The organism is Bacillus haikouensis (assembly GCF_013179555.1).
Taxonomy (GTDB): domain Bacteria; phylum Bacillota; class Bacilli; order Bacillales; family Bacillaceae_B; genus Rossellomorea; species Rossellomorea haikouensis_A.
Map to the genome: position 1 here is coordinate 1 of NZ_JABMCR010000491.1, position 1,770 is coordinate 1,770.

Annotated in this window: 1 protein-coding gene; it reads right to left on the reverse strand. The window is 43.2% G+C overall.

What is annotated here, in order from left to right; translation table 11 throughout:
- A partial coding sequence (locus HP456_RS23560; protein ID WP_172255571.1) for a tetratricopeptide repeat protein occupies positions 1–1,161 on the reverse strand: 1,161 nt, incomplete at its 3' end.
- Between the last annotated feature and the right edge of the window lie 609 nt (positions 1,162–1,770).

A 1,770-nucleotide genomic window follows, 5' to 3' on the forward strand; every position in this document is an offset into this window, starting at 1 on the left:
GACGATCGAAAGCTCCTCCACCTCACAAAAATCAGCATGAGTCAACACTGATTTCTGATGCTCCGAAACGGAAGTGAGGAAAAGTCCGAACAGTTTTTCTTCCGTATATTCACTCTGCATTTTTTTTAATATCGACGTGACGTGATTCTCGAATCCTGCAGTCTGATTGTCATCCCAAGGCGCACTTCCCTCTTTCTCGGGATTAAGGTCAATCACCTTTTTCCAGGCATTGCGCGCCGTCTGCTCGTGGCCGGTTTCATACGCAGAGTGTGACAGCCAGTAATAATAGCTGGCATCTCCTTCAAAGCCGATTTTCTGCAGTGACTTCAGCCATTCGTATGCTTTCTTTGAGTAACCGATCAATGCGAATGTCGCCCCAAGCTTGAAACGGTGTTCATGCAATAACGGACGAACCTTTTCAAGACCCGTGATCAGTTCTTCCAGTTCTTCATTTCTTTTTTGGTAAAAATAAAAAACAGCCGTGTTGCAAAGGGCATGAAGATTACCCGGATTCTTCTCCAGCACTTCTTCAAGAGTGGCAGAGGCTTGATCCACTTCACCCAGGTAGAAATAGGCAAGTGCAAGATTATTATAAGCCGACCAGAATTCCGGATACTCCTCTATTACTTTCTTCAACGTTTCAACGGCTTTTTGAAAATGGCCGGATTCCAATAAGTCTTTTGCTTTTTCCTGCTGCATGATCAAGTCATCATGTTCATATAAATCTTCAACAGTCAGGTCGGAATCCAGTTCCAGCAATTCAAGCAGATCCTCGGCATCCTCAACAAACTCGCCATGTTCATCTTTGTCAAGATACATGTTCACATGATCGTATGCTTCCTTGAACAACCCTAAATGTGCATAATTATTTGCTAAAAAGTAATGGCATTCCGTCATATGGGGATCCAGGTTCTTAATGATTTCTTGAAGCAATTCATTTGCACGCTTGAACTCGCCAAGCTCTGTATAGACAATCGACAATTGACACGCAATCATCGGCTCCAGTGGTTCCAATTGAAACGCTCTATTCAAATATTTTAACGATCGCTTAAGCTCACGGCGCTGATATGCTTTCATGCCCTTGGTGTAATAATACTCACCCGTTGGGACGAATGACAGCACCTTCGCTTGCTCACTTCTTAATTTTGACCCTTTTCTCATCAAAGTCCTCCGAAACGTTCGTAGTATAACTAAGCTCCTTTTCACCACAGCCATGTTGAAGACGGGTGCGGAAAGAGCACGATGTACGCAATTTATTTACTAATCTTCATAACAATAGATAATGATTAACCTATAACTAAGATAGTATAACACACAACAAAGTTGTACTAAACTACCATATTTTGATGGACAGGGATTGGTTTGGGAGTATTGGAGTGGTTTTTCGGGTTTGGGTGATGGATGGGAGTCCGTTTCCTGGTTTAGTATAGGTGGCCGTTAGTTTAGGATTCAAGTTTCGAATGGGGTGGTTTGGAGGAGCAAGCCTGGCAGCGAATTTTCGACAAGTTGCTCAATTGATGGGAACTTGGCACGAATATTTGGAATTTGGCACGATTATTTATAAACTGGCACTTAATCCTAAAAGTGGCACACTGATAGTCCTCGTGCCGACTGGATCACAGCCTCAACCCATCCACAAGTTGCCCATTTCAAATCAGCTTAAAAACATAAATTCCAGATGCTTCTCAACAGATATTCAGAGAAAACGGAGCCGTTCACCCCATTAACCCGTAGAGAGACGGGCCTTTTACCATCAGCTAAAGACCCGCC